Source organism: Liquorilactobacillus vini DSM 20605 (assembly GCF_000255495.1).
Lineage (GTDB): Bacteria > Bacillota > Bacilli > Lactobacillales > Lactobacillaceae > Liquorilactobacillus > Liquorilactobacillus vini.
Genome location: NZ_AHYZ01000013.1, coordinates 1 through 6,350 on the forward strand (window position 1 = coordinate 1; position 6,350 = coordinate 6,350).

At 38.7% G+C, this 6,350-nt stretch carries 7 protein-coding genes and 1 tRNA gene; 7 read left to right on the forward strand and 1 reads right to left on the reverse strand.

All coding sequences use genetic code 11. The features are described 5' to 3' along the window. Window positions 1-91 precede the first annotated feature (91 nt). From proC to ON15_RS00535, 3 genes are read left to right on the forward strand one after another with little or no spacing between them, the layout of a single operon-like run. Window positions 92-898, forward strand: coding sequence for a pyrroline-5-carboxylate reductase (gene proC, locus ON15_RS00525; protein WP_010579510.1), 807 nt, complete (start codon window positions 92-94; stop codon window positions 896-898). Between the two features lie 3 nt (window positions 899-901). Further along, complete coding sequence (nagA, locus tag ON15_RS00530) at window positions 902-2,038, forward strand: N-acetylglucosamine-6-phosphate deacetylase (RefSeq protein WP_010579511.1); 1,137 nt, start codon at window positions 902-904, stop codon at window positions 2,036-2,038. Between the two features lie 21 nt (window positions 2,039-2,059). Then, window positions 2,060-2,761 carry a GntR family transcriptional regulator gene (locus tag ON15_RS00535; protein WP_010579512.1) on the forward strand — a complete coding sequence of 234 codons (702 nt, stop codon included), beginning with the start codon at window positions 2,060-2,062 and terminating at the stop codon, window positions 2,759-2,761. Between the two features lie 106 nt (window positions 2,762-2,867). Here ON15_RS00535 and ON15_RS00540 read toward each other — a convergent pair whose 3' ends face one another. After that, on the reverse strand, window positions 2,868-3,605 hold the full coding sequence (locus ON15_RS00540) for a WecB/TagA/CpsF family glycosyltransferase (RefSeq protein ID WP_010579513.1): 738 nt from the start codon (window positions 3,603-3,605) through the stop codon (window positions 2,868-2,870). Window positions 3,606-3,775: 170 nt separating this feature from the next. On the opposite strand from ON15_RS00540, the gene nadE reads away from it, so the two are divergent. The 4 genes from nadE (at window position 3,776) to ON15_RS00560 (ending at window position 6,284) form a co-directional block, all read left to right on the forward strand. After that, window positions 3,776-4,603 (forward strand): ammonia-dependent NAD(+) synthetase, encoded by an 828-nt coding sequence (gene nadE / locus ON15_RS00545; protein ID WP_010579514.1) that lies wholly within the window; start codon window positions 3,776-3,778, stop codon window positions 4,601-4,603. Next, the gene (locus ON15_RS00550) at window positions 4,600-5,064 is read left to right on the forward strand and encodes a SprT family protein (protein WP_010579515.1); all 465 of its coding nucleotides are present in this window, start codon (window positions 4,600-4,602) and stop codon (window positions 5,062-5,064) included. Before nadE ends, ON15_RS00550 begins: the two co-directional genes overlap by 4 nt. Window positions 5,065-5,114: 50 nt before the next feature. Continuing rightward, a tRNA-Leu gene (locus ON15_RS00555) sits at window positions 5,115-5,201 on the forward strand. A gap of 81 nt (window positions 5,202-5,282) precedes the next feature. After that, a complete protein-coding gene (locus ON15_RS00560; protein WP_010579516.1) occupies window positions 5,283-6,284 on the forward strand; it encodes a beta-ketoacyl-ACP synthase III in 1,002 nt (333 codons plus the stop codon). The last annotated feature ends 66 nt before the right edge of the window (window positions 6,285-6,350 follow it).

Genomic DNA, 6,350 nt, shown 5'->3' on the forward strand with positions numbered 1-6,350 from the left:
CATTATGAACGGCTTTTTTTATTGACTTTTACTGCTAAAATGAGTTAAATTCAAGATATTGGTATATATCAATTTTAAAGGCGGCGTGAAAATGAAAATTGGATTTATTGGCGTTGGAAACATGGCTAAGGCTATCATTCAAGGCTGGTTGAAAGCTAACGCAGTTTCACCAAATGAAATTGTGATTCATAGTGCTCATCCTAGTAATTATGAAAAGTATGCAGCTAAATATGGTTTACAATCAGCTAAAAATAATATTGAAGTTGTTCAACAAGCTGACTTACTATGTTTGGCAGTTAAACCACAAACCTTAACAAAGGTTTTGCAAGAAATTAGGACAACAGTGGTTCAGCAACACTCAATCATCATTTCGATGGTAACGGGCTTTTCACTCAAGCAGCTGGAACAAAGTCTTCAAAATCATGATTTAAAAATTTTACGAATTATGCCAAATGTGAATGTTGAAATCAATGCGGGAATGACCGCATTAGCTGGTAATCGAAACTTATCAGCTACAGATTTTGAGCTATGTCAAAACCTAATTGGTAAACTGGGTCAAACAATGGAAATAGCTGAAAAAGATTTCAGCTTATTTGTTGCATTAGCTGGTAGTTCTCCGGCATTTATCTACCTGTTCATTGACGCAATGTCAAGGGCAGGAGTGAAATATGGTTTTAACAAACAACAAGCTACTAAGATTGCTGCTCAGGCCGTTCTTGGCAGTGCCCAAAAAGTTCTAGCTAGTGATGAGCAGACGCCCTGGGATTTGATCGATGCAGTTTCTTCTCCGGGCGGAACAACAATTGCGGGCCTTTTGGCCATGGAAGAAGCTGGCTTTATGACTTCGGTTATCAAGGGAATTGATGCAACGATTGCTAAGGATCAAGGAAAGGATTAAATTATGCAAACAGTTTTAAAACATGCGAAAATTTATACCGGAATTTCAGTGATTGAAGATGGTTATTTACGCTTTAATCAAAAAATTTTAAATGTTGGGCCAATTAGCGAGTATCAAGCTGAAGCTACCGATGAGGTGACAGCTGATTTAGCTGGAGCAACAATTGTGCCAGGTTTTATTGACGTTCATAGTCATGGGGGTTATGGCTTTGATGCAATGGATGGCGATCCTGATCAAATTGATCAGATGGTTGAACAGATGATTCATGAAGGCATTACGAGCTACTTCCCAACTACTATGACACAATCATCTGAAAATATTGCTAAAGCGATGGTTGGGATCAAAGAAGCCGCAGCCAAAAATCCCGTTATCAAAGGAATTCATTTGGAAGGACCATTCATTTCACCAGTTTTTAAGGGAGCTCAACCGGAAAAATATATTCAAACGCCAGATATTGATCTTTTTGATCACTGGAATGAATTATCCGGCCATTTGGTTAAGTTAGTGACTTTCGCACCTGAAAATGAAAATACGGCAGAATTTGAAAATTACTGTTTAAGCCATGGAATTGTTCCCTCAGTTGGCCATAGCAATGCTACACGAGAAGAGTTATTGCATTCTAAGGCTTCACACGTGACTCATCTATATAATGCTCAGCGAGAATTTAAGCATCGTCAGCCTGGTGTTACTGGTCATGCATTGCTGGAAGACAATATTTATTGCGAAATGATTGCCGATGGTTTTCATGTTTGTCCCGATATGATCCGTTTGGCTTACGAATTAAAAGGTCCGCATAAAATGGAGTTAGTTACAGATTCCATGCGAGCTAAGGGTATGCCAGAAGGAGTTTCAGAATTAGGTGGTCAAAAAGTTATTGTTAAAGACAAACAAGCACGTCTTGAATCCGGCAACTTAGCTGGATCGGTCTTGCAATATCAGGATGCATTCAAAAATATTATGCGTTTTACTGGTTGCGGCATAGAAGAAGCAGTTTGGATGACTTCAGTCAATCAGGCTAAAGAGTTTAAACTTGCTCAGCAAGGAACACTGGAAATTGGGAAAGATGCGGACTTGAATATTTTTGACCAAGGATTAAACTTAAAAGAGACCTATAGTCAAGGTAGAAGGTATATCGATTAGTTGTGAAAGGGAGCTTGACCAATGACAGCATCACCAATTTATATTCAAATTCATAATCAGATCAAACGAGAAATTGAATCCGGCAAGTGGGTCGTTGGTCAAAGGATCCCAGCAGAAAGAAAATTAGCAACTGATTTTGGTGTCAGTCGGATGACTCTACGCCAGGCAATTCAAACACTTGTTGATGAGGGAATTTTGGAAAGGCGGGTTGGTTCAGGAACATTTGTTGCTCGAAAAAAGGTGCAAGAAAAAATGTCAGGTATCACTAGTTTTACTGAATTAACACGTGCTCAAGGCAAGGTTCCTTCAAGTAAAACAGTTTCATATCGGGTAACAACGCCATCATTGAGTGAAATGGAGAAGTTGCATTTGGATGAAAAACAGCTGGTTTTAAGAATGGAGCGGATCAGATATGCTGATCAAACACCAATCTGTTTTGAAGTGGCTACTGTTCCCCATCAACTAGTCCAAAATTTCAGTAAAGAGGAAGTTACGAGTTCACTTTACCATGTTTTAGAAGAGCATGGTTATGCAATCGGACATGCGCAACAAAAGGTTTCGGCGATGTTAGCTTCCGAAAAAATTGCTGAATATTTGAAGATCAAACGCGGAGAAGCAATCCTAAGGCTGCATCAAGTAACTTGGCTAACCGATCAACGACCATTTGAATATGTTCGAACTCAATATGCCGGCGAACGGTTTGAATTTTACCTTGAAAAATAAAGTTAAGTGCACTTGAAATTCAAAAATTAATAAAAAACTGAAACAGGTGATCATTCGTGACCAAGCTAACTACTTTTGCGGTGCGCAGCTTCACTGTTTCAGCTTTTTATTTTTTGATTAAGTGAAACTTTTTGGCGAGTATCAAACAAAGATACTTGGGTAAGGCCATCATTCGTGGTAAACGGGAAGGCTCCTGCAGCAAGCGATAAAGCCATTCAATTTGGTGCTGTTGCCAAAAAATTGGGGCGCGCTTAACTTTACCAGCTAAAACATCAAAGCTGCCACCGACACCCATCCAAATGGCATGAGAATTTTGGTATGATTGATAGATGAATGTTTCTTGCTTGGGGAAACCTAGGGCAACAAATACGATATCTGGATTTGCTTGTTGGATCGATTTTCTGATGGGCTGAGCCGTTTTAAAATAGCCATCATGAGCACCAGCAATAATTAAGTGCGGGTAATTTTTTTGGATGACGGCTAAGGTTATTTTAAGAACTTCAGGTTTGGCACCCAAAAAGTAAACTTTTTTGTGTTGCTCATTGGCCAAATGCAGCAGCTGGTTCATGGTATCAAAACCGGTCACTCTTTCTGGTAAAGGGTGCTTAAGTAGTTTTGAACCAATGACAATGCCAGTTCCATCGGCTGTTACGTAATCAGCCTGCTTGATAATTTGGGCATACTGGGGATGCTGACGAGCATACAAAACTATTTCGGGATTAGCAGTAACGATAAAACGCCGAACTTGCTTGTTAAGATCATGCTGTAGTTGTTGAAAAAATTCAGCATTAGTCAGACAATCAAAGTTAATACCTAAGATTGGGATTCGTTTTATATTGGACATTTTTAATTCCCACTTTCTTATCAAACTGTTAATAGTATACCAGAATTAGCTTGGACAAGGAAATTGGCCGTTATAATAACATTTACAAGAAATTCGTGAAATTTGCTGAAAAAAAAGGTAAAATGTAAGTGATGATAGAAAATATTACATTCAGTTACGGAGGAACGAACATGCGTAAATTACAAGCAGAAATAATTAAAGAATTGCACGTTAAACCAGAAATTGATCCAGCTAAAGAAATTCGCCGTAGTGTGGATTTTTTGAAAGCATATGTAAAAAAACATTCATTTTTAAAAAGTCTAGTGTTGGGAATTTCAGGTGGTCAGGATTCTACTTTAGCGGGAAAACTTTCACAATTAGCAATTAGTGAGCTTCGTCAAGAAACTGGGGATCAAGAGTATCAGTTCATTGCTGTTCGCTTACCTTATGGCAACCAAGCTGATGAGCAAGATGCTCTCGATGCAATTAAATTTATGCAAGCAGATCGAACGGTTCGTGTCAATATAAAACCTGCAACCGATGCTACGGTTGCCAGTTTAGAAAGCAATGGTTTAGTAATTAGTGATTTTAATAAGGGCAATATTAAGGCCCGTCAACGAATGATTGCTCAGTATGGAATCGCAGGGGCTTTTAATGGTGCTGTCGTCGGTACTGATCATGCAGCCGAGGCTGTTACGGGATTTTTCACCAAATTTGGTGATGGCGGAGCAGATATTACTCCATTATGGCGTTTAGACAAACGGCAAGGGAAAGTATTATTAAAGGTTTTAAATGCACCAGAACATTTATACCTGAAAACACCAACGGCTGATCTGGAAGAAAATCGTCCAGCTTTAGCTGATGAAGTTGCTTTAGGTGTAACTTATCAGGACATTGATAACTATCTTGAAGGAAAAGATGTTTCAACTTCAGCAGCCCAAAAAATTGAAGCTTGGTATCTAAAGACTCAGCATAAACGTCATTTGCCAATTAATGTTGATGATAATTTTTGGAAATGAGATTGCTTGGAACAGTGAATGATCAGCAATTAACAAAAATGACGCGGCAGATCTCACTAGATTTTTTTCAGCGACCGTTTAAACACCAGATCTATTTTAATCGGCGTTTGCAAACAACAGGTGGCCGTTATTTGTTGAAAAGTCATAATATTGAGATTAACCCCAAGGTTTGGCAGCAAGGTGGTCAACAACTGTTAGTTGGAGTAATTAAACATGAATTGTGTCATTATCACCTTCACTTACAGCAACAAGATGCTTCTCATCGCTCAATAGCTTTTAAGCAGCTGCTGAGGTCAGTTGGAGGAGTTCGTTATATTCCTTGGTTAATGATAATCAATTATCATTATCTATATCTTTGTCAAAATTGTGGTCATCAATATCAAAGACAGCGGCGGATTAATACTAACCGGCTAGTGTGTGGCATTTGTCGGGGAAAATTGAAATTAGTTAAACATAACTGAATCATTACTTGTTTTTATGTTTCAAATTTGCTATAATATTATCTGTTGTTGCGGGTATGGCGGAATTGGCAGACGCGTCAGACTAAGGATCTGGTGAGTTGTTGAGACTCGTGATGGTTCGAATCCATTTACCCGCACTAATTTCAAGAGGACTGGGAACGCTTTTTGTTCCTAGTCCTTAATTTTTAGTTGAGATAATTTTTAAAGGAGAATATCTTATGACCGTTGCAGTTAAATTAGCAGCAAGTGCTCATTATTTACCACCCAAGGTAGTTACAAATCGTGATTTAAGTCAGATTATGGCAACAAATGATCAATGGATTCAACAGCATACTGGAATTAAACAGCGCCGTTTTGCACTTAATGAAAACACATCTGATTTGTGTACTCACGTTGCGCAAAAGTTGCTGTCAGCAAGTCAGCTGCCGGCTGAAAAGATTGATTTGATCATTGTTGCGACAATTACCCCAGATTCTTTGACACCGGCAACCGCTGTTTTAGTCCAGCAAAAAATCGGTGCCAGTCATGCTTTTGCGTTTGATTTAAGTGCAGCTTGTGCGGGGTTTGTGTTTGCGTTAAGCACCGCTGAAAAATTTTTACGTTCAGGTCAGTATCAGCATGCATTGGTAATTGCAGGAGAAGTGAATTCTAAAATGCTTGACTTTCAGGACCGAACTTCAGCGGTTTTCTTTGGTGATGGTGCTGGAGGAGTTTTACTGTCAGCAACTGATCAAAATAATGAAGAATTCTTTTTAGGAGAAAAACTTTTGACTCAACCGGCCCCGGAAGTCATTCATAGTGGTCGAATTCCCGTTATTCAAAAAATTGCGGTTGATCAGTATCCTCAAATTGATGCTTTTTATCAAAATGGACATGCAGTTTTTGAGTTTGTTTCACAAATGGTTCCACGATATATTAACGAATTCCTAAAAACGCAAAAAATTAGTTCTCAAGAGTTAGGTTTAGTTGTTCCGCATCAAGCTAACTTGCGTTTAATTGAAAAATTGGCTGCTAGTTTGCATTTATCTTTAGACCATTTCGCCATCAATGTCGATCAAATCGGCAATACTTCCTCAGCGGGCGTTGCAATCGGCCTTGATCAAGCCCTCAAAACCGGTAAGCGTCCACGATATGCTTTATTAACAGGATTTGGAGCGGGCTTGACCTTTGGCTGTTTGTTAGTAAATTTAGCAAATATAAATTTAAAAAAAAGCAGCTAAATCGCGGCTGCTTAATCTGCTTTAGATATACGTTATATTAATAATAAAAACAACCGGAAAAATCAA

What these genes read in the sequence shown, in the direction of transcription:
- nagA (WP_010579511.1), top strand. Translation starts at nt 902, where the DNA reads ATGCAAACAGTTTTAAAACATGCGAAAATTTATACCGGAATTTCAGTG.
- ON15_RS00560 (WP_010579516.1), top strand. Translation starts at nt 5,283, where the DNA reads ATGACCGTTGCAGTTAAATTAGCAGCAAGTGCTCATTATTTACCACCC.
- ON15_RS00540 (WP_010579513.1), bottom strand. Translation starts at nt 3,605, where the DNA reads ATGTCCAATATAAAACGAATCCCAATCTTAGGTATTAACTTTGATTGT.
- ON15_RS00550 (WP_010579515.1), top strand. Translation starts at nt 4,600, where the DNA reads ATGAGATTGCTTGGAACAGTGAATGATCAGCAATTAACAAAAATGACG.
- proC (WP_010579510.1), top strand. Translation starts at nt 92, where the DNA reads ATGAAAATTGGATTTATTGGCGTTGGAAACATGGCTAAGGCTATCATT.
- nadE (WP_010579514.1), top strand. Translation starts at nt 3,776, where the DNA reads ATGCGTAAATTACAAGCAGAAATAATTAAAGAATTGCACGTTAAACCA.
- ON15_RS00535 (WP_010579512.1), top strand. Translation starts at nt 2,060, where the DNA reads ATGACAGCATCACCAATTTATATTCAAATTCATAATCAGATCAAACGA.